The organism is Roseiarcus fermentans (genome assembly GCF_003315135.1).
Taxonomy (GTDB): domain Bacteria; phylum Pseudomonadota; class Alphaproteobacteria; order Rhizobiales; family Beijerinckiaceae; genus Roseiarcus; species Roseiarcus fermentans.
This window is the reverse complement of sequence record NZ_QNRK01000003.1, coordinates 184,087-203,141: the sequence shown is the minus strand read 5'-3', so window position 1 is coordinate 203,141 and position 19,055 is coordinate 184,087. Positions and strand designations below refer to the sequence as shown.

General features: G+C 64.4%; 13 protein-coding genes and 1 tRNA gene. 11 read left to right on the top strand and 3 right to left on the bottom strand.

Going from position 1 to position 19,055, the window contains the following annotated elements; translation table 11 throughout:
• Positions 1 to 4: 4 nt before the first annotated feature.
• Positions 5 to 964 (bottom strand): NUDIX hydrolase, encoded by a 960-nt coding sequence (locus DFR50_RS04025; protein ID WP_425376061.1) that lies wholly within the window; start codon positions 962 to 964, stop codon positions 5 to 7.
• A gap of 154 nt (positions 965 to 1,118) precedes the next feature.
• Between DFR50_RS04025 and DFR50_RS31205 the strand changes: the two genes are divergently transcribed.
• The 4 genes from DFR50_RS31205 (at position 1,119) to DFR50_RS04010 (ending at position 5,119) form a co-directional block, all read left to right on the top strand.
• Positions 1,119 to 1,553 (top strand): hypothetical protein, encoded by a 435-nt coding sequence (locus DFR50_RS31205; RefSeq protein ID WP_147262649.1) that lies wholly within the window; start codon positions 1,119 to 1,121, stop codon positions 1,551 to 1,553.
• 1,106 nt (positions 1,554 to 2,659) lie between these two features.
• The gene (locus tag DFR50_RS04020) at positions 2,660 to 3,895 is read left to right on the top strand and encodes an acyl-CoA dehydrogenase family protein (protein WP_170153046.1); all 1,236 of its coding nucleotides are present in this window, start codon (positions 2,660 to 2,662) and stop codon (positions 3,893 to 3,895) included.
• Positions 3,892 to 4,935 (top strand): phosphotransferase family protein, encoded by a 1,044-nt coding sequence (locus DFR50_RS04015; protein ID WP_113887910.1) that lies wholly within the window; start codon positions 3,892 to 3,894, stop codon positions 4,933 to 4,935. The genes DFR50_RS04020 and DFR50_RS04015 overlap by 4 nt, the downstream gene beginning before the upstream one ends.
• 94 nt (positions 4,936 to 5,029) lie before the next feature.
• Positions 5,030 to 5,119 (top strand) — tRNA-Ser (locus DFR50_RS04010).
• A gap of 142 nt (positions 5,120 to 5,261) precedes the next feature.
• Here DFR50_RS04010 and DFR50_RS04005 read toward each other — a convergent pair.
• Complete coding sequence (locus tag DFR50_RS04005) at positions 5,262 to 6,233, bottom strand: helix-turn-helix domain-containing protein (protein ID WP_113887909.1); 972 nt, start codon at positions 6,231 to 6,233, stop codon at positions 5,262 to 5,264.
• Between the two features lie 384 nt (positions 6,234 to 6,617).
• Here DFR50_RS04005 and DFR50_RS04000 point away from each other — a divergent pair, with 384 nt between their 5' ends.
• From DFR50_RS04000 to DFR50_RS03975, 5 genes are all read left to right on the top strand, one after another.
• Positions 6,618 to 7,589, top strand: coding sequence for an ABC transporter permease (locus tag DFR50_RS04000; protein ID WP_245427304.1), 972 nt, complete (start codon positions 6,618 to 6,620; stop codon positions 7,587 to 7,589).
• A 30-nt stretch (positions 7,590 to 7,619) separates the two neighbouring features.
• The gene (locus DFR50_RS03995; RefSeq protein ID WP_113887907.1) at positions 7,620 to 9,224 is read left to right on the top strand and encodes a tannase/feruloyl esterase family alpha/beta hydrolase; all 1,605 of its coding nucleotides are present in this window, start codon (positions 7,620 to 7,622) and stop codon (positions 9,222 to 9,224) included.
• A 115-nt stretch (positions 9,225 to 9,339) separates the two neighbouring features.
• Positions 9,340 to 10,335: a sugar ABC transporter substrate-binding protein gene (locus DFR50_RS03990; protein WP_113887906.1), complete on the top strand. Its 996-nt coding sequence runs from the start codon at positions 9,340 to 9,342 to the stop codon at positions 10,333 to 10,335.
• Between the two features lie 160 nt (positions 10,336 to 10,495).
• A complete protein-coding gene (locus DFR50_RS03985; protein ID WP_245427296.1) occupies positions 10,496 to 12,532 on the top strand; it encodes an ABC transporter permease in 2,037 nt (678 codons plus the stop codon).
• Positions 12,533 to 13,646: 1,114 nt separating this feature from the next.
• A complete protein-coding gene (locus DFR50_RS03975) occupies positions 13,647 to 15,128 on the top strand; it encodes a sugar ABC transporter ATP-binding protein (protein WP_113887903.1) in 1,482 nt (493 codons plus the stop codon).
• A 115-nt stretch (positions 15,129 to 15,243) separates the two neighbouring features.
• On the opposite strand, the gene DFR50_RS03970 is transcribed toward DFR50_RS03975, so the two are convergent.
• Positions 15,244 to 16,032: a GntR family transcriptional regulator gene (locus DFR50_RS03970; RefSeq protein ID WP_113887902.1), complete on the bottom strand. Its 789-nt coding sequence runs from the start codon at positions 16,030 to 16,032 to the stop codon at positions 15,244 to 15,246.
• Between the two features lie 297 nt (positions 16,033 to 16,329).
• Between DFR50_RS03970 and DFR50_RS03965 the strand changes: the two genes are divergently transcribed.
• Together DFR50_RS03965 and DFR50_RS03960 are read left to right on the top strand one after the other, a co-directional pair.
• The gene (locus DFR50_RS03965) at positions 16,330 to 17,541 is read left to right on the top strand and encodes a thiolase family protein (protein ID WP_113887901.1); all 1,212 of its coding nucleotides are present in this window, start codon (positions 16,330 to 16,332) and stop codon (positions 17,539 to 17,541) included.
• Positions 17,542 to 17,592: 51 nt separating this feature from the next.
• Positions 17,593 to 18,981 (top strand): TIGR00366 family protein, encoded by a 1,389-nt coding sequence (locus tag DFR50_RS03960; protein ID WP_113887900.1) that lies wholly within the window; start codon positions 17,593 to 17,595, stop codon positions 18,979 to 18,981.
• The last annotated feature ends 74 nt before the right edge of the window (positions 18,982 to 19,055 follow it).

Sequence of the window (19,055 nt, the reverse complement as noted above, 5' to 3'; positions counted from 1 at the left end):
GTTGTCAAGCGCGCGTTAGCGGCAGCTTGGTTCCGGCCGCGGCGCGCTCCTCGCGCACGGCGGCGCGGAAGCGGTAGGTCTTGGCCGGGCGCCCGCCGGTGTCGGCCATGGTTTCGCCGGTCTCCTCGACGAGTTGCTGCTGTTCGATCAGGCGGCGGAAATTGGGCTTGTGCACGTTGAGGCCGGAGACCGCCTCCACGCAGCGCTGCAGTTGCAGCAGGGTGAAGGCGGGCGGCATCAGTTCGAAAACGACGGGATTGTACTTGATCTTGGCGCGGACCCGCGCGATCCCGGTCGCCAGAATCCGGCGATGGTCGCCGATCATCGGCGCGCCCAGCGGCAGGCCGTCGGCGTCGCCGAGTCTGCGGCGGGCTTCGGCGATCAGCCCGGCTTCATAGAGCAACTCGTAGCGCTGCAGGACGAACTCCTCGTTCCAGGGCCGCCCGTCGAGGCCGAAGGCGATGGCTGCGCGCCTGCGGCGCACCGACGGGTCGCCGCCGCTCTCGGCCCAGCGCGCCAGTTGCGGCGCAATCTCCGCCGCGATCTGCGCAGGCGGCCCCGCGCGATGGTCCTCCCATGGGAAGTACTCGTACCAGGGGCGCCAGGCCGCTTGCGAGGCGGCCAGCCGCTCCTCGCGCGTCAGGGCGAGGTAGCTGATCGAAATGGCCCGGGCTCCGTTCGAAGGGATGCGCCGGTCCGAGTCGGCGAAGGTGTACAGCTGTTCGAGGTAGCCGAGCGTGTGTCCCGTCTGCCGCTCGACCCAGGCCCTCAGGCCCGATTGCAGCGATCGGTGCTCGACCCCGAACGACCCCGAGGGAAGCGCGCGCCCGCCTTCGATCGTCATGACGAGGGGCGAGCCGTCGGCGACCGCAGCCAGCACAGCGATCAGTTCCACTTCGATGGGCTGGGTCGCCACTCCGTCCGCCGCTGCTGGCCGATCCATCTCCCGCCCCGTCGCGTCCATACGGATCGTCTAGCCGGAAACGTCGGGCGCGGAAACGCGCGCGTTCCACTCCGATCGCGAGCCGGGCGCGCATGGCGCTTCTCCAGGGTCCCTGCAGCGGGACGTCGCGAGAATCGACCCGAAGTCTTCGCTGTCGCGGGCGCGCCGTCAGCCGATGTCGGCCAGTTCGCGGCGGCAGGCGGCGGCGAAGGCCGCGATCACATTGGCGTCGGCCTGTTCCATCATCGCCCGCATCTCGTCGGGCGTTCGCTTCGGTCGGAAGCGCGAGGTCGACGACAGAGCGCATCGCGCGGTCGGCGGCGTCGGCGACCGGCTGCGAGGCGGTGAGGGCGATCCGGCCGCTGAGCGCATAGGAAGCGGTCAGGCGCTCGTCGTCGACGCCCACTGCGTTGAGGGCGCCGGCGTAGAGGCGGGCGAGATCGTCCATGAACCGCCCATAAAGGTCCTCGCGCTTGGCGCGTTCGGCCGCCGCGCGCGCCGCCCGCGCCTGGGCGTTGGTCGTCATCCAGGTCGTGGCGAGCGACGACACGGGCGCCGATGGCCGTGCCGGCAAGCGCCGAAAGGGTGGGAAGAAGCCCGGAGTCGATGATGACAGAAACCTGGTCGGAGAGAGAGGCGGTCCGCCCGCGAGAACCGTTTCCCGCGCCCCTCGCCAAGCAGGAAGCCGGCCGCGGCGCAAGGCGGGCCCGCAATCAGGGCGGCGTCCGTGGCGAGCCCTCGGCGGCGCCGACCGCCGCGCTCGGCGACATCGGCGTCGGGAGACCCGCAGGCGTTTCGGCCGACGCTCGGATTTCGGCTCTCTCCGAGAGGATGACGGCAAAGTCTTGCGGAAAACCAGAACATCAGTCAGAATGGGCGCGTCGCTTCCGGATCGTAGCCGAAATGCCTGCGCCCCGCTTACCGCACCGCCGCCGACCGAACGCTCCGGTCCGTTTCCGCAATCCGGACGGCAGACTCGGACTCGGGACCGGCGCACCGCTCTCGGCGCCGGGGCGGCGCCGTCTCCGCCCTGTTCCGGCGCTTCATTCGACGCCGGAGGAAAGCGCGGCGGCGCCGATTTCCTCCCGCGCTTCGCAGGGGAGGGGAGAAGGAGGCCTCGGCCGGGCCGCGCAAGTCGCCCGTAACACCCGAGCCGCCGTCCTCGCGAGGAGCCCGAAGGGCGACGCGGCGACCCAGGGGCCGCCTGCGCCGACGTTGAAGCGGGCGACGCCCGGCATACGGCAGACTTTGGCCGCGTCCCCCTGGATCGCCACGTCGCTTCGCTCCTCGCGAGGACGGCGCGAAGCGTCATCGCCCCCGCCACGGCGTCGACGACCGCCCGTCATTCCCAAGGCGCCCCAAGGCTTGGGCGTTACAGTCGCCCGGGAATTCGGCCGCAACGCCCTGAAAGCATTGATTCCGCGCCCGGACTTTCCGGGGCCGGGAGACCGGCGTCGCCGCGCCGCCGTGGAAACGCCTGTCACGGCCGAGTCGACGACCTTGCCCTGCAACGCGGAGCGTCGAGATCGACGGCCCGGGCGTTGCGATCGCCCGATTGGCGCAAAGGAGGCCTCGAGGCGACGATTTCGTTGCGCCGCGTGACTTTGTGCGCGAAGCCTGACGGAGAGCGACCGGCCGACGGCCGCTCGGGCCGCTTGCGCGGGCGCCCTCCGATGCGCCAACTTGAGCGGGCGTTCGACAGACAGGGAGAGAAACGTGGATTTGGGCGTCACCGAAAGAGTTCGTCCGCTGGTCGCCGCCGTTCGCGCCATGGTGCGCGACGAGATCATGCCGCTCGAGGAGGAATACGAGGCCGAGATCGGCCGCGACGGCGACCGCTTCAAACCGACCGCCCGGATGATCGCGATTCTCGAATCCCTCAAGGCGAAGGCGCGCGGGCAAGGTCTGTGGAACTTCTGGCTGACCGGCTCCGACAAGGGCTACGGCCTGAGCACCGTCGAATACGCCTACCTGGCCGAGGAGATGGGCTGGTCGCCGCTCGCCTCGGAGGTGTTCAACTGCTCCGCGCCCGACACCGGCAACATGGAGGTGCTGGAGCGGTACGGCGACGCCGCGCAGAAGGCGCGCTGGCTGCCCGATCTTCTGGAGGGGCGGGCGCGCTCGGCCTATCTGATGACCGAGCCCGCCGTCGCCTCCTCGGACGCGACCAACATCGCGATGGAGGCGCGCCTCGAGGGCGACGAATGGGTGCTGAACGGCGAGAAATGGTGGTCGTCGGGGGCGGGCGACCCGCGCTGCTCGCTCTACATCACGATGGCGCTGACCGACCCGGAGGCCGGCCCGCACGCGCGCCACTCGATGGTCCTCGTGCCGGCCGCGAGCAAGGGAATCGAGGTCCTGCGGGCGATGACGGTCTACGGCGCCGACGACGCGCCGCACGGGCACATGCACATCCGCTTCACCGACGTGCGCGTGCCGAAGGAGGCGATGATCCTGGGCCGCGGCCGCGGCTTCGAGATCGCGCAAGGCCGGCTCGGGCCCGGGCGCATCCATCATTGCATGCGGGCGATCGGTCAGGCGGAGCGGGCGCTCGAGGCGATGTGCCGTCGCGCCGCCAATCGCACGGCCTTCGGCCAAAAGCTCTCGCGCCTCGGGGCGAACCCCGACATCATCGCCGAGAGCCGCATCAAGATCGAGATGGCGCGCCTGCTCTGCCTCAAGGCCGCCTGGACGATGGACACGCTCGGCGCGCGGGCGGCGGCGGCGATCATCTCGCAGATCAAGGTGGTCGCGCCGCGCGTGGCGCTCGAGGTGATCGACGAGGCGGTGCAGATGCACGGGGGCGCCGGCGTCAGCCAGGACTTTCCGCTCGCGCGGATGTGGACCCAGGTCCGCACGCTGCGTCTCGCCGACGGGCCGGACGCGGTGCACCGAAGAGTGATCGCCAAGGCCGAGATGAAGCGCTACAGCAACGAGGCGACAGGTCGATGAGCGAAACGTTTCCAGACGACACGAGCGGGTTCGACGCCTGGGCGAGCGCCGGGATCGCGGGCTTCCGCGGGCCGTCGCGGGCGAAAAAGTTCCCCTCCGGGCAGTCGAACCCGACCTTCCTGATCGAGGCCGCCAGCGGCCGCTATGTCCTGCGCCGAAAACCGTCGGGAAAGCTGCTCAAGAGCGCGCACATGATCGAGCGCGAGTTTCGCGTCCTGAGGGCGCTGCAAGGCACGGGCTTTCCGGCGCCCCGCGCGCTGGCGCTGTGCGAGGACGAGGGCGTGATCGGCTCGGCCTTCTACGTCATGGCGCATGTGGACGGGCGCATCTACTGGGACCCGGCGCTGCCCGAGCTTCCGCGCGCCGCGCGCGCGCCGATCTACGACGCGATGAACGCGGCGCTGGCTGAGCTCCACGCCATCGACGTCGAGGCCGCCGGCCTCGCCGATTTCGGCAAGCCCGGCAGCTATTTCGCCCGCCAGCTGCAGCGCTGGAGCGAGCAGTACCGGGCGAGCGAGACCGCGCGCGTCGCGGACATGGAGCGGCTGATCGCCTGGCTCGGGGAGAACGTCCCGGCCGACGACGGCCGCGTGGCGCTGGTTCACGGCGACTGGCGGATCGACAACATGATCTTCGCCGCCGATGCGCCAGAGCTGCTGGCGGTGCTGGACTGGGAGCTCTCCACCCTCGGGCATCCGTTCGCCGACCTCGCCTACCAGTGCATGCAGTGGCGGCTGCCGAACGCCGGAGCGTTCCGCGGCCTCGGCGGCGTCGACCGCGGCGAGGCCGGGATCCCGACGGAAGAGGCGTACGTCGCCGCCTATTGCCGCCGCGCCGGGCTGGAAGGCGTTCCCAACTGGACGTTCCTGATCGCCTTCAGCTTCTTCCGCGTCGCGGCGATCGTGCAGGGAGTCTACAAACGCTCGCTCGACGGCAACGCGTCGAATCCCGAGCGGGCGCGCGCCATGGGGGCCGCCGTGCCCTTGATGGCGAAGCTCGCCGTCGAGGAGGTCGACAAGGGCGCGCGGCCACAGCTTTGAGGACGGAACCGCGACGGTCTTGCGGGTCGCGGCGCGGCGTGCTAAGCGCCCCGCGACCCCGCCTGCGACGCGACAGCGTTCGGCTCGCGGCCCCGGAGAGGTGGCAGAGTGGTCGATCGCGCCGCACTCGAAATGCGGAGTACGTGCAAGCGTACCGGGGGTTCGAATCCCTCCCTCTCCGCCAGACCTGCCGTTCCAGGCCACCTGCGTTCGACGAACCCCGGCGTCTCCGCGGCCTGGCTTCGCTCGACCGAGTGCGCGCCGAAAGCTGTTGCAGGCGCCGTTTCGCGCCGAAATCCGGCTGGATCCTCATCGGCTCCCGCCGCTCAGGCGGCGCGTCGAGATGATCGCACGTAGGCGCCCTTCACATCGGACGGACGCACTTTGAACTGGGCGCGAAACAGGTTGCTGAAATGGGACGAACTGCTGAAGCCCATGGAATATGCGATTTCCGTGATTGACCGATTTGCGTTTTGAGGCGAGGCGAGCAGATCGTGGCACCGTTGCAACCGCCTCAGCCTCAACCACTCCGAGACGGACATGTCCGTCAGGCGGAAGAGCTGGTGAAGGTAACGCAGCGAAATACCGTTCTGCTTCGCTATGATCGCGGGGGACAAGCTCGGGTCGCCTAAATTCGCCTCGATGTAGGCCTTGATCGAACCCAAACGCGCAAGCTGTACGCTCTTTTCGTCCGCCGACTGGCGGCCGGGTTCGCCGTGGAGCGCCAGCGCCAAAATGTCCATGAGCTGCTCGCCAAGCCGCTCTCTCGACGCCCCGTCGACATGGGCGTTCTCTTGCGCCAGCGAGGAGCAGAACTCGGCGGCAATGCGGCCCAGACCTCTGGTGAGGTCGACCGAGGTCAGCAGTGGCGGTCGACCCGAGTCGAACCGACGGTCAAAGGCTTCTCGGGGAAGTTCGGCCCAGAACTGCCGTGATTTGACGTAGCAGCGCAAGCTGTAAGGTTCGTTGGCGTAATAGAGAGTGCCAATGCCGGTTCGGATGGGAAACGACAATCCAGCCTGATCGATATTGATCTCCCCGACATGCTCTATTCCAAAATAGTAACAGTCCTTATCGAAGTGAGCCGTGTGATGCGCGCGCCGCTGAATCGACTGGGGCGAGCATAGGGTGTCTGTCAGGGTCACAGCGCCAAACCGCGCTTCTCGTACAAAACCGGTATAGTCCTTCTGTTTCTCGGCCATGCAATCGACTTGCAAATAGATTTCACAAATCGCTTCGCGCCAAGCCTCTCCACGCCGGGCGGTCGCTAGAGTCTTCGTGTCGAAAACGACCCGCATATAACGTCCTCCCTGCGTGCCGTCCCAAGTTGGAAACGGTCCCTTTGTGCGATTTCAGTCCTGAGATCGTCGCGGCTTCGCCGACCGCCGCTGGGCGTCGCGGTCGTCGGCGGAGCCGCAAGCCGCCGACCGTTGCCGCCCGGCTCGCGCCAACGTCAACGTAGCTTTCCGGCAGCGAAAGGCAATAGCGTCCGGACGACGGTGTAGGCGAACGACGCAAGAACTCCGCCAGGCGAATTGCACTGCGGAGCAAGAGTTTGTGCGCTGGCGCGCAAGCGAAGTCGCATCCGGTCTGAGAAAATGTAAGGGAGGAACGAAAGGAGCGCGCTCGCCCAAGCGCTCTGACGTTTCGGAAAGCAAACCGGGGCGGACATGCTCGGACGGATACGAAGTTTGGCTGTCAGCCAGGAGAAGATCGTCCTCCTGATCGCTGTCGTCTTGTTTGTCGGCTTTTCGGTTTTCCTTAAAGGGTTCTTGAGCTCGGGCAACCTCGTGACGCTCGTTCGCGGGGTCGCCATCCTGGGGATTCTCGGGGTCGGCATGGCCATCGTCGTGATCGGACGGGGGATCGATCTAACGATCGTTGCGATCTATGCGATGTCCGCGGCTTGGACGCTCCAGCTTGCGAGTCTCGGCGTTTCGATACCGGCCGCGTTGGCGCTGGGATTTCTGCTGGCGCTGGCGGCGGGGGTGATCAACGGCGTGTTGATCGCCTACCTCGAGATTCCGGCGCTGTTTTGTACGTTAGGCATGGCCTCGCTGGTCTACGGCTTCGTCCATTACGCCCTCGTTCCCCTCCAGGTCGTTTATTTGCCCGCCAGCCTCAACGCGATCTCCTGGATCGGGGGCGGCTTCGTTTTCGGCGCGCCGACGCCGATCCTGTTCTTCGCGTTGATCTCCTTCCTTGGTTTCGTGTTCCTGCGTTTCACCAAGCCAGGGCGATTCATTTATGCGATCGGCGACAATGTCCTGGCGGCTCGCATCAGCGGCGCGCCTGTGCGGCCCATCATCGTCCTGCAATACGGACTGTCCGCGTCGATCGCCTATCTCGCCGGGATGATCACAGCGACCGCCGTTTCCAGCATGAACACCAATGTCACGAACTCCTCGCTGGTCGCGGATGTGATCCTGGTCGTGGTGCTCGGCGGCGTCGGACTTTCAGGAGGACGCGGCGGCGTCCGCAATGTCATCGTTGGAACGCTGCTGATCGGCATCTTGCTGAACGGGATGACCATCATGAACATCGAGTACACGCTGCAGAATGTGATCCGGAGTCTGATCCTTCTCGCCGCGATCGTTATCGACAGCATCGTCAATCCGCGGGACGAACAGACCGCGCAGCAAGGCGACATCTAGAGCGCCGGCGCCTCAAAGGGAGTTGAAACCATGCGATTGAGACAAATGGGCGGAGCCGTCGCGCTCTCGACACTTACGGTTTTGTCGCCTGCTCGCGCCGCCGATTGCGGTGGGCTGAAAGCGCTGAAAATCGCCGATACGACGATCATCAGCGCAGAGGCGGTTCCAGCCGGCGACCTCACGACCGCCGACAAAGTGACCCGCAAGGACATGCCGGCGTTCTGCCGAGTCGTCGCCTCGATAAAAGACGCTCCCGACTCGGACGTTCGAGTCGAGCTGTGGATGCCGAACGAAGGGTGGAAGGGCGTATTCCACGTCAATGGCAACGGGGGGTACGCGGGCATCCTCGCCTATAATTACGGGGCGATGGAAGCCGCGATCAAGCGCGGATACGCTTCCGCCGAGACCGACCTCGGGACAGCGCCGGCGACCCCCCTCAACGGCGACGCGCTCGTCGGGCATCCCGACAAGTGGAAAGACTGGGGAATGCTGGGGACCCACGAGGCGACGGTCGCCGGCAAGCAGATCGTCAAGGCGTTCTACGACGCTGACGCCAAGCGCTCCTATTTCACCGGCTGCTCGACAGGGGGGCAGCAAGGCATCATCGAAGCGGAGTACTTCCCGGAGGATTTCAATGGAATTCTATCGGGAGCGCCTGTCGTCAACAGAACATGGGGACACGCGGTCGCCGTCACGAGTTATCTGGCCGCCAACCTCAAGCCCGGGCACAAGCTTTCCGGCGCCAATCTCGCTTTGCTCACCAAGTCGGCCGTAGCCGCCTGCGGCGCCAAGGGCAACGGGCTCAAATCCGATCCGTTCATCGCGGACCCCTTGTCCTGCGACTTCGACCCGGCGACGCTGACCTGCAAAGGCGCCGCGGCCGACGATTGCTTGACCCCGGAGCAGGTCGAGGCCGCGAAGGCGATCTATCTCGGACCGGCCGACAAGAACGGCAAGCCGCTCTTCTACGGTGAGTTGCCCGGGAGCGAATCCGGGGTCTTCAACTGGGGCTTCCTCGAGGCGCCGGGCAACGCTCCTGGCGAGCCGGGCTTTGACGGTCTCTTCAAGTGGGTATTCGGACCCGACTGGGATTGGCGCAGCTTCGACGTCGAGCGGGACATGGTCACTGTCGACGCCAAGCTCGGTCCGGCGCTCAACGGCGCAGTGGCCGGCGACGTCGCCAAATTTCGCGACCTTGGCGGGAAACTCATCTTCTTTCAGGGCTTGGCGGACCCGATCGTACCGGTCGTCCAGACCATCGACTATTATAAGAGCCTGACGAGCAAGTTCGGCGGCGAAGAGAAGACGAAGGAATTCGCCCGGCTCTTTCTCGCTCCCGGCATGGGCCATTGCGGCTTCGGCACCGGGCCGAACCGGTTCGATTCTGCGGCCTTCGGCGGACTGCAGCCGCCGGCCCTGGACCCTGAGCACGATATTTTCACTGCGCTCTCGCATTGGGTCGAGGATGGCGTCGCGCCGGACCAAGTCGTCGCCACGAAGTTCGTCGGCGGCGATGCGTCGAAGGGAATCGAGATGCAGCGACCGCTTTGCCCGTATCCGCAACGCGCCTGGTACAAGGGCGAGGGGGACGCCAGCTCCGCCGCGAATTTCGTTTGCGCGGTCGACAGAAAGTAGATGCGGAGCGTGATCTTGGGCTGACGAGTTCGACAGCGCCATCAATCCGCGGAGCGAACAGGCCGCGCAGGAGGCGACATCTGAGAGCGCCGACAAACAGCAAGGGAGTAGAAACATGCGAAAGACAGTTGTGGCGACCGCCTTCGGCTTGGCGCTTGCAGGCATCACGGCGCACGCCGTGGCGGACGGCATCGACGACCCCAGGCGCGCCGACTATTTCAAGACCTTCGAAGGCAAGACGATCGCCTTCGTGCCGGTCTCGATGGGCATCGACCTCACCGAGGGCTGGGCCGCGGTGATGAGGAGCCAAGCCGATCGGCTGGGTATGAAGCTCGAGGTCCGCGACGCGCATTTCAGCGCCGACGCCGGAGCGCAGGCGATCACGTCGCTGATCTCGGAAAAGCCGGATGTCATCGTCGTTCATAACCCCGACGTCCAATCGTACGCGAAGTTGCTGAAGCGCGCCGAAGAAGCTGGAATTCACGTCATCCAGATCAACATGCGCTCAAACTACAATTCGGATGTTTATGTCGGCGCCGATTGGATCGGCATCGGCGAGGCCGAGGCGCAAGGGGTCATCGACAAATGCGGCGCCGGCACCAGCGGCAAGGTGGCTGTCCTGCAGGGCCAGCCGACATCCGGGTCGGATAGCGGCATGATGAAAGGAGTCGAGAACGCCCTGGCCAAGCATCCCGAGATCAAGCTCGTCGCCAACGTGGCCGGAGAGTGGGACGCGACCAAGGCGCAATCCGTGATATCGACCGTCATCCAGCAGAATCCCGACCTCTGCGGCGTGATCGGATTTTGGGACGTCATGGACCTCGGCGCGGCGGCCGCGATCAAAGAATCGGGCAAGCCGATCGTTCTGGTCACCTCCGGCGGCGGCGAGCAGATGGCCTGCGACAATGTCTCCAAAGGCGTGTTCGAGAAGGAGATCGCCTATCAGGTCATGGATCAGGGGCGCGATCTCAATGACATGATCACGACCGTGCTCGAATCCGGCCTGCCGGCCGGCAAGCTCAAGGCGGTCGTCTACAGTCCGCAACTCATCATCTCCAAAGACACCCTGCGCCCGGGCCTGTGCTGGAGCGCGAGCGCCCTGAAGAAATAGGCGCATCGTCGATTTCGGAGTCGCACTGAGCCGCGGGGGCGGCTCAGCGCGGTTTTTTTGTCAGCTGGGACGGATCATGACGGTTGGAGAATGGGCAGGCCGGCTTCGCTATCGATATGTCCCTGATCATATCGTCGGTGAAGTGCTCGGCCGGAGGTGGATGGACAACGTCATCCCGGTCGCGTTGCTGGTTGCTCTGACAGTCTATTTGATCTGGACGATCCCGAATTTCGCTTCGCTCGGCAATCTGTCCGACACGTCCCGGCAGCTCGGTGAATTCGGATTGGTCGTCATCGGGATGACGATCGTCATGTTGGGCGGCGGCATCGATCTGAGCGTCGGCTCGTCGTTCGCGCTCGCCAATCTGACCGCGCTGGCGCTGATCAATGTCGCGAAATGGCCGCTGGAGGCGGCCATCGCCGCGACGGTGGGCGTCGGAGCCCTGGTCGGGCTGGTCAACGGCTTCCTCATTGGATTTCTCAGGCTGCGCGCCTTCCTGACCACGCTCGTCATGATGACCCTGCTGAGGGCGATCTTCGAGCTTCTGCTCCGACACTATTCCGTGCGGATCGCCTCGAGCGACGTGGATTCCGACGCCTGGAATTTTATCGGCTCGGGATCCATCCTGGGCGCGCCCGTGAGCTTTGTGGTTCTGGTCGTCGTGGCGACCGTCGCACACGTCGTCCTCTCCCGGCTGCGGATCGGCTGGCGCATCACGGCGGTCGGGGGATCGCGGCGCGCGGCCTATAACGCAGGCATTCCCGTGCGGGCCACCGTTTGCCTGACCTACGTGATCTCGGGCGTGCTGACGAGTTTCGCCGGAACTCTTTATGCGGCGCGCCTTTCGGGCGCCGGCCCGGACACCGGACTCGGACTCGAACTCTCTGCGGTCACGGCCGCGCTCCTCGGCGGCAACAGCATCGGCGGCGGGCGAGGCTCGGTCGGCAAAGCGTTGATGGGCGCAATCATCGTCTCCCTCTTGACGAACGGGCTCGTGAGACTTGGACTCGAGAGCGGCGCGTCCTCGATGGTGGTCGGCTTCGTGTTGCTGCTGGCGATTGCAATCGACGTCCGCTGGGGAAAATGGCGACATAAACTTCGCGCCAGAGTCTATGTGTCGCCCACCTACCTCGCCTTACCCCCCGCGCCGCGGCTCGACGAGGTGTCATCGCCGTTTGCGATCAACGATCGCCTGCGCGACGTGGACATCATCGGCCTGGGCGAAGTCGACGGCCCCGAAGACGTGATCCTCGATGAGGACGACAACCTCTATTGCAGCGTTCGTCAGGGTGAGATTATCCGCTTTCTCGCGCCCGATCATACTCGTCGGGAAGTCTACGCGCATGTTGGAGGCAGGCCGCTCGGCATGGCCTTCGACAGGGACGGCGGCCTCGTCGTGTGCATCGCCGGCATGGGTCTGTATCGCGTCGACAAAGACCGCACCGTTCACAAGATGACCGCTGAGACCAATCGCTCGGCCTTTTCGATCATCGACGATTCGCGCATGCGTCTCGCCGACGATCTCGACATAGCGCCGGACGGCAAGGTCTATTTTAGCGAGGCCACGATCCGTTATGGCTTCGAGGAGTGGGTGGTCGACGCGCTGGAGGGGCGCGGCAACGGCCGAATCCTTCGCTATGACCCGGCCGCCGGCGCCACCCGCACCGTCGTGCGCAACCTGCTGTTCGCCAACGGCATGTGCATGGCGCACGACTGCAAGTCGCTGCTGTTCGCCGAGACCTGGGGTTGTCGCGTAAGCCGCTACTGGCTCGAAGGCCCAAAAGCGGGGACGACCGAAGTGGTCATTCCCGACCTGCCCGGATACCCCGACAATATCAACCGGGGATCGAACGGCGCTTACTGGGTGGCGCTCGCGGGAACAAGGACGCCGAGTTACGATCTGGCGATGACCATGCCGGCGTTCAGACGACGCATGGCGCGGCGAGTTGCGGGCGACGAGTGGCTGTTCCCGAATGTGAATGTCGGATGCGTCGTTCATTTCGACGGCAAGGGCCGAGTGCTCGAGACCCTGTGGGACAGCGCGGGCGAAAATCATCCGGCGATCACCTCGATGCGCGAACATCGCGGCTATCTGTATCTCGGCGGCGTCACCAACAATCGCATTGGCCGGATCAAGATCGACGGCGCCGATCCGCACTGGACTGGGCCGTCCTCGTATTGGGGCGATCGCCGATGACTCCCGTCAGGAAGGCCTTGGACAGGTGGCTCGGGCGCGGGGAGGCCTCGATCACGACGCCGCCAATGGACGGCGCGTTCCGTCCCAACGATTTGCTCGACGCGGCCGCCTCGGTGCTTCAGGCGCCGGCGCCGGATGATCTGGCTATGACGGGGCTGGGTTTGATCGTTTCCTCCGGGCGCTCGTTGCTCCTTGTGAACAGGTCCGGCGACGCGCCCGTGGCCGTGTTCGACGTCGACATCACCGCGCTTGCAGGCTTGCCGGACGGCGGCGCGGCGGTCGCCCTCGTCGACGGCCGCATCGTGTTTGTCGGCGGCCGTTGCGACGGGAAGACGATTGAGGCCAAGACGGAGGTCAGATGCATCACCGCGCTGGCGACTTCGGCGGATGGCGCCTTGCTTGTCGCCAATGGCTCAGCGGCGCGCGGACCCGCCGAGTGGAAACGAGATCTCATGGAAAAAGGCGCGTCCGGGTCGGTGTGGCGGTTGGAGCCGGCGAGCGGCGCATGGACGCAGATCGCGGGACGGCTGGCCTACCCGAACGGTCTTCTCGACAATGGCGATTCGATCGTCGTTTCCGAAAGCTGGCGCTGCGCGCTGACGCGGGTTTCGCGAGGCGCCGGCGGCCGGCTCGCGCCCGTGCTGGAGGACCTTCCCGCATATCCGAGCCGGCTATCGAGGGATCGCGACGGAGCTGTGTGGCTGGCCCTGTTCGCGCCGCGCAGCCAGCTGGTCGAATTCGTGTTGAGCGAAGATCGCTATCGCCGTCGCATGATCGACGACATCGACGCCGACTATTGGGTGGCGCCTTGCCTTCGTTCGGGGAGCTCTCCGCTGGAGCCGACCCAACAGGGCGGCGTCAAGCAACTCGGGGTGACGAAGCCATGGTCGCCGAGTCGGTCCTATGGTCTGGTCGCGCGCCTCGATGGCGCGTTTCGTCCGCAAGCGAGCCTGCATAGTCGGACCAACGGGCGCCGGCATGGCGTCACCTCGTGCCTGGCGTCGGAGGGACGCGTCTATTTCACCGCCAAGGGCGACGGAGTCGTGGGCTCGCATGCATACAGGGGATCGATGTCGTGAGCGTCCGGCCAGACGTTGAGCCTCCGCTCCTCGAGATGCGGGGCATCGGAAAGTCATATCGCGGCGTCCCGGCGTTGAAGGACATCGACTTCGACCTGCGACGCGGCGAGGTGCACGCAATACTGGGCGAGAACGGCGCCGGCAAATCGACGCTGGTCAAGATTCTGTCCGGGGCGGTCATGCCGAGCCAAGGCGAAATCCGTCTCCAGGGCCAGCCGATCCATATCGCCGGCCCGGCCCTCGCGCGGCGATACGGCATCGCGATGGTCTACCAGGAGACCAGTCTCGTTCCTTCGATGACCGTCGCGCAGAACCTCTATCTGGGCGACGAAAAATTCTTCAACCGCCTCAGAGGCGTCTATATCGAAGCGCAGCAGTTCCTTCAGTCGCTCAATTTTCCGGTCGATCCGACGGCGCCGGTGATGTCGCTCGGCACCGCCAAGCGCCAGATGGTGGAGATCGCCAGGGCGGTCCGGCTCAAAGCGCAAATCATCATCTTCGACGAACCCACCGCCACGTTGACGCCCGAGGAGAAACACCATCTCTTCGCCTTGATCGGTCGCCTGCGCCAGGAAGGCGTGGCGATCGTCTTCATCAGCCACGCACTCGAAGAAGCGCTTGAAATCTCCGATCGAATAACAATCCTGCGCGACGGCGCGCATATCGTCACCGACGACGCCAAGACGTTTTCCCGCGAAACCATCGTCCGCCACATGGTCGGCCGGTCGCTGACCGACGATCTCTACAGCCGCGCGTCGGATACCCGAAAGCTGCGGCCGGCCGGTGAAAAGGTCCTGAGCGTCCAGAATCTGTCGATGCAGAATCTCGTCCGCAACTCCTCGTTTTCAATCTTCGCCGGGCAAGTGACGGGGGTGTTCGGGCTGGTCGGGTCGGGGCGAACGGAAATGGCGAAGATCATCGCCGGCGTCGCCAAGCGCGACTTCTTTCATGGCGGCGAGGTGCGATTCGAGAACAGATCCGTCCGTTATCAGACCCCGCGCGCGGCGGTGAGCGACGGCGTCGTCTATGTCACCGAGGACCGCAAGGGCGACGGGTTCTTCGAGACGATGTCGGTGGCGGAGAATATCTACATCGGCCGGATTTCCAGCCGGCAATCGCATGGCTTCATGGCGAGCGCCAGCGAAACCGAGGCGCTCGCTGCCGATTGGAGAAAAAAACTCAACATCCGCGCGTTGAGCGGCGATTCCCGGGTGGTCGTGCTTTCAGGCGGAAATCAACAGAAGGTGGTCATCGCCAAAGCGCTGGTGCAGAAACCCAAGTTGGTCATCTTCGATGAGCCCACCCGCGGCGTCGACGTCGGCGCGATCGCCGAGATCCATCATCTCATCTCCGCGCTCGCCGACGAAGGGCTCGCCGTCGTCGTCATTTCGTCCTACCTGCCGGAGATCTTGAGCCTGTCCGACCGCATCCTCGTTTCTCGCCAGGGTCGTATCGTCGAAGAGCTGTCTCCGGATGAGGCCACTTCCGAGTCGATCATGTTTGCAGCTGTCTACTAACTCGCCGCGATCGAGCCGTCGTCCCACTCGGTTGGCGCTCGACGGTCGCATGCCGGCTCCGACCGGTTGTCGCCTGGCGTCGCGCCAGGCCATGTCCGGCCGGCTAACAACCGGATCAATCGGAATATGCCTTGACGTTCCGTCTGGGTTCGTCCCTGGAGACGGGTCGAACGTCGGGCCCGGTTCCCTCTGTCCCGTCCCGTTTGAGCGGTCCGCCCAGTCTATTGTCGGAAAAGTCGTAGGTCTTGACGAACCATGCAAATGCGAACCGTAAATCCATCGCCAGGGAAAATCGCGCCGCCTTGCGATCGCCGGTCCGGATCGCCTCAATAACCCTATCCTGAATTTTGAAACTGTTTGTCGACAATATTTCCGAAGCTCGGGGCTGGCGCTGAACGGCGGCGAGGTAAGGCCCTGCTCTCAGCCACAGGTTTGTGATCATGTCGGTTAACTGAGGAAGTCCAGCGGCCTCGTAAACGCCGAAATGGAACGAGTAATTGGCGGCCAACGCCGCCTCGACATCGTGTCTTTGCGCCGCCTCGAGCATGGATTGATTGAAGCCCTTCAGCCGCCCCACCAGGCCTCGATCTTTCGACATACAGGCGCGTTCCGCGGCAAACCCCTCCAGCTCCATTCTTATCCGCATCAAGTCTTTGAAGTTTTCGTAGGTGAACGGCGCCACGATGATCGCCCGGCTGGCGGTCTGGACAAGCGCTTTTTCCGCGATCAGCCGTTGGACCGCGGCCCGCACCGGCATCGGGCTGGTCCCCAGCGACGCCGCCAGACTTCTGAGCGACAGCGCTTCGCCGGGCACGAACTTGCCCCTGAGCAGCGCCAGCCTGAGGGCCGTATAAACCCTCTCCGAAAGCGAAGAATCTTCGAGCGTCAGCAACCTTTCGGGCATCACCGGTCCCTTTCCGTCACCCCTGATTTGCCGGGGTTGGCTCGAACGATCCTGCAAGCCCGCAGCCAGACTAATCCTTTCGTTGCAAAACAGCAAATGTGATCACGATGTGAGATCACATCCCTTGACACCTTATGGCTGCTATGTGATCACGAGATGTGATCACAGCGCTGGACAGACTGTTGTCCACGATGGATCACAGATCAACGCCTCCCGTTGCCGACTCTTGCCCAAAGAATGGCAGGGCGGCTCCAGAAGAAGAGGCCTGTCCCCACGGGACACGAGAAGGCGGCGCAAGTGGAACACTGTGTCATTACAAGCGCGACCCGCACAGCGGTCGGTTCATACCTAGGAACGCTCAAGACGGTCCCCCCCGAGCAACTCGCAGCCCTTGTCATCAAGGAAGCTGCTGCGCGGTCCCAGCTGGCGCCGGGACAGGTGGAGCGGGTCGTCATGGGCCACGTGCTGGCGAACAGCGAGGCCCCCAACATCGCCAGAGTCAGCGCGCTGCTGGCCGGTCTCCCCGAAGCCACCGCCGCCTTTACGGTCGACATGCAGTGCGGTTCGGGACTTCAGGCGCTGCGGCTGGCGATCATGGAGATCCAGACGGGGGCCTCCGCCATCGCCGTCGCCGGGGGCGTCGAGAGCATGTCGCGCGCCCTCTATTACCTGCCGCCTTCGGTCCGGTACGAAGGCTTTCGCCTCGGGGAACAGACCATACACGACGCCTTCACCCGGGCGGTGACGCGGGTTCAGCCGCCCGCTCTTTATCCCGGGCTCAACATGGGCCTGACCGCCGAGGCGATCGCCGACCGGCACGCCATTTCGCGCGAGCAGCAGGACGCCTTCGCCCTGGACAGCCAGAAGAAGGCGTGCGCGGCGATCGCCGCAGGCCGGTTCAAGGATGAAATTGTGCCGGTCGAGGTCGCCGATCGGAAAAGCAGCATCCTCTTCGCCCAGGACGAATACCCCAAGGCGAACGCGACGCCGGAAGGATTGGCGAAACTCAACCCGGTCTTCCGGAAGGGCGGAACCGTCACGCCCGGCAACGCCTCCGGAATGAACGACGGCGCCTCGGCGGTGGTCGTGATGGGAGAGGCCAAGGCGCGAGAATTCGGGATCAGGCCGCTGGTCCGTGTTCTCCGGCATTCGGTGACGGGCCTTGACCCCAGTGTGATGGGACTCGGTCCGGTAACGGCGATCCGCTCGGTCCTGAAGCAGGGCGACCTCGCTCTGGAAGACGTCGACCTGTTCGAAATCAACGAAGCCTTCGCCGCACAGTCGCTTGGCGTGCTCAAGGAACTCGGCATGCTTCCCGGCTCGCGGCTGTATTCCCGCGTCAACGTCAACGGCGGCGGCATCGCCCTTGGCCATGCGCTGGGCTCGAGCGGCGCGCGAATCCTCACCACCCTGATCCATGAGCTGAAGCGTCGCAGCGGCCGCTACGGCGTCGCCAGCCTCTGCATCGGCGGCGGACAGGGCGTCGCGATGCTGGTGGAAAACATCTAGCCCAGACCATCAATCTTACTTGGAAAACCACCGGTCCTCGGGAGGATCAACATGACCAATGCAAGCACAGAAATCAACGTTAAACAACCGCCTAGAGCGGCGGGTTTAATCGACAAATTTACAGAATGGAGTTTGAACTGGGTTCCAGACTCCATGGTGTTTGTCCTTGTTTTGACAGTTATCGTATTTGTCATGGCGCTTTGCCTGACAAAATTCGGTATCTTCGATCTGATCAATTTTTACGCTGGAAGCTTTTGGATCCTGCTGACATTCGCCATGCAGCTATGTATATTGATGATCACCGGTTTCGTCATTGCCGATTCCAAGCTGGTCAAGCGCTTCATCGTGGCGGTGGTGGACAAGCCGAAAACCCGCGCCGGATCCATTGTTCTGTTTTGCCTGGTCGGCGGCGTCGTCGCCTGGATCCACTGGGGTGTCGGGCTCATGTTCTGCATGGTCATGGGCCGCGAACTCGCCGTCCGTAAGCGCGGACTCGGCATCCATTACCCGTTCATCGCCGCTTTGACGTACGGCCTGGTCAACATCATGTGCAACGGCCCGTCGCAGTCGGCGCCGCTGGTGGTGGCGACCCCGGGGAATTTCATGGAGAAAGTGATCGGGGTCATTCCGCTCACGCAAACCGCGCTGTCGCCGTTCCTGCTTTCGCTTCAGCTCTTCATGTTCTTGACCATTCCGATCCTGGCGGTCCTCCTGATGCCGAAGAAGGCCAATTCGGTCGAGATGGACGACGAGACCTTCAAGGAATTCACCACAGTTCTGCCCGAGGAAGACGTGAAGTCCCTTCGGCCGGCAGAGCGGTGGGATCGGTCGCGAATCCTGCAAAGTCTGCTCGCGATCGGCATGCTGATCTGGGTCGGAAACTACGTCTACACCAAGGGTTTCGGGAAGCTCGACCTCAATTCGATCAATTTCGCCTTCCTTGGCCTGTCGCTGCTGCTTCATGGATCGCCCCGCAGCTTCACCGCCTCGGTGAAGAAGGGCGTCGGCACCACCTTCGGCGTCATGGTTCAGTTCCCGATGTACGCCGGCCTGTTCGGCGTGATCAGCAATTCGGGTCTGGCCGGCACCATCACGCATTGGTTCGTGTCGATCTCGACGCCGGGGACGTTTTCCTGGATCGTCTTCCTGTACACGGGCGTTATGGATTTCTTCGTGCCGTCGGGCGGTTCGAAGTTCGTCATCGAGGCGCCCTACCTTCTTCCCGCCGGGCAACAGTTGGGCGTGTCGGTGGCGCAGACGATCAACGCCTACAGCACCGGCGCCCAATGGGCGAACAACATCCAGCCGTTCTGGGCGCTGCCGGTGCTGGGGGCGTTCAAGGTCCGGTTCCAGGATATTCTTCCCTACACGTTCCTGATCTGGCTTTACGCGGGGATCATCTCGACGATCGCCTTTCTGCTCTTCCCCAACGGACTTTGATCCACTGTGGGTCTGAGGGTCGGCCGTGAAAAGCCGGCCGACCCTCGGAATCGATACGACGAGACCGACAAGGA